Annotated in this window: 3 protein-coding genes; all 3 read left to right on the top strand. The window is 62.8% G+C overall.

Going from position 1 to position 1,552, the window contains the following annotated elements; translation table 11 throughout:
* Positions 1-409, top strand: a 409-nt coding sequence (locus EN749_RS35535) for an amino acid ABC transporter permease (RefSeq protein ID WP_145991172.1), incomplete at its 5' end; no start/stop codon positions are given.
* Between the two features lie 54 nt (positions 410-463).
* The gene (locus EN749_RS35530) at positions 464-1,099 is read left to right on the top strand and encodes a class I SAM-dependent methyltransferase (protein WP_127808711.1); all 636 of its coding nucleotides are present in this window, start codon (positions 464-466) and stop codon (positions 1,097-1,099) included.
* 288 nt (positions 1,100-1,387) lie between these two features.
* Positions 1,388-1,552, top strand: a 165-nt coding sequence (locus tag EN749_RS35520; protein WP_348629410.1) for an aconitase family protein, incomplete at its 3' end; no start/stop codon positions are given.

The raw sequence follows: 1,552 nt of genomic DNA, 5'->3' as shown, positions 1-1,552 counted from the left end.
GTCGCTGCTCTGGCGCGCCATCATGGCGCTGACCATCGGCTATTCGGCTTTCATCTCGGAGGTTTTCCGGGCCGGCATCCAGGCGGTGGAGAAGGGTCAGATCGAAGCGGCGAAGGCGCTTGGGCTGACACGCGCGCAGCGTTTCCGGCTGATCGTGTTCCCACAGGCAATCCGCACCATCCTGCCGCCGCTCGGCAATGATTTCGTCGCTTTGGTCAAGGATTCCTCGCTGGTCTCGGTGCTCGGCGTTGCCGACATCACGCAGATGGGCAAGGTCTACGCCGCCGGCTCCTTTCGCTTCTTCGAGACCTATTCGATAACGGCCTACATCTATCTCATCCTGACCGTCGGCCTGTCGCTGGCGCTCAGGGCGCTGGAGCGGCGGCTGCGCCGCCAGCACGAGGAATAGTTTTTCGGCCAAGGCAGCGCTACGATCCCCGAGCATTCCCTTGAGGAGGTCCCCATGATCGTCGACAAAGCCAATGCGGCGCTGGATTCCGTCTATACGGCCGACACGCCGGAAGCGCTTGAGGAGGCCTATGCCGCGTGGGCTGCGACCTATGACAGCGAGACCGCCTCGCTCGGCTACCTCCTGCCTTTCCTGATCACCGCCTGGGTGGCGCGTCATGTGCCGGCGGGCGATGGCCCCTTGCTCGATGCCGGCTGCGGCACTGGCCTGTCGGGACCCTCGCTGAAGGCGCTCGGTTACCGCGACATTGCGGGGCTCGACCTCTCGCACGATATGCTGAAGATCGCCGGCAGCCGCAATGCCTACAGCGACCTGAAGCAGGCAATGCTGGGCGAAACGCTGCCATGGCCTGACAAGTATTTCCGGGCCTTCTTCTCGACCGGCGTGTTCACCATCAGCCATGCGCCGGCGTCGGGCCTGCACGAGCTGGTGCGCATCACCCGCAAGGGCGGCCATGCCATCTTCACCGTGCGCGACCAGGTGTTTGAGAGCGGCGGCTTCCAGGCGGTGTTCGATGAGCTGGAGCTAGCTGGGAAATGGCGGCCGATCGAGGAAAGCCCGTGGTTCCGCTGCTATGCGATCGCCGAGCCTGACGCGCTGGTGAAGACGTTTGTGTTTGAAGTGTTGTGACTCCACTTACCTTCTCCCCTTGCGGGAGAAGGTAAAGGCGCTGAACGCCGCAATTGCCGAAAACCCAAAACATTGGTATGAGCCACGCCATGGAAGAGCTTTTTGGCGATCCGGCCTACAAGGGGTTCGTGCTGCAGGACAGGAAACGCCTGCCGTCGCGTTTTTCCGCGCGCGTGTCCGGGGCGCTGACCAGCCGACTACCCTAGGCCGACCTGTTCGGGTCCCTTTCGCCGGGCCTGAGGTCCGGTACCTGCTCTTTCCCATTCTCATATCGACGGATTTACGCACATGAGCGCACCGCGCACCCTCTACGACAAGATTTTCGACGACCATGTCGTCGATCGCCAGGACGACGGCACCTGCCTGCTCTACATCGACCGCCACCTGGTCCATGAAGTGACCAGCCCGCAGGCCTTCGAAGGCCTGCGCGCTGGTCACTTCATGGACCAGGTG

The organism is Mesorhizobium sp. M7A.F.Ca.ET.027.02.1.1 (assembly GCF_004022985.1).
Taxonomy (GTDB): Bacteria; Pseudomonadota; Alphaproteobacteria; order Rhizobiales; family Rhizobiaceae; genus Mesorhizobium.
This window is presented reverse-complemented; position numbering and strand designations above follow the sequence as displayed.